The following is a 551-nucleotide window of genomic DNA, read 5'->3' as shown; positions in this document are numbered from 1 at the left end:
TTAGCTATTGCAACTTTAGGGGCTTCTGAAATTATCCGTATCATCATCCAAAACTTGAAAATCACTAACGGTGCCGCTGGTATCTCAGGTATTCCAATGAACGTAACTTGGATTACTTTATTTATCTTCATCGTTTTAACGACATTATTAATTGTAAACTATATCCACTCTAGTCCAGGACGTGCTACTATTGCCGTTCGGGAAAATGAAATAGCTGCTGAATCTGTTGGGGTAAAAACAACTAGGTATAAAATCATCGCCTTTGTAATCGGTGCTGTTACAGCTTCAATCGCAGGTACTTTATACGCAGGTTACTTCTCAGTAATCAACCCATCACAATTTACTTTCCAACGTTCAATCGATGTGTTAATCATCGTTGTATTCGGTGGTATCGGATCAGTAACGGGTTCATTCGTTGCAGCTATCGCCTTAGGTTTACTAAACTCAGTTTTAGCCCCTTTAGGTCAATTACGTATGGTTGTATATGGTATCGCAATTATCGCCATCATGGTATTCAAGCCATCAGGTTTGATGGGTGATTTTGAATTACG

General features: G+C 39.0%; 1 protein-coding gene. It reads left to right on the top strand.

Annotated features, from left to right (window positions below; translation table 11 throughout):
* Window positions 1–551 (top strand): branched-chain amino acid ABC transporter permease (locus ACRCJ0_RS18985; protein ID WP_431391758.1); only part of this gene is annotated, 551 nt, incomplete at both ends.

This window comes from Aerococcus sp. L_32, assembly GCF_050689315.1.
Note: the sequence above shows the minus strand (reverse complement) of the source record. Positions and strands in the feature narration are given on the sequence as shown.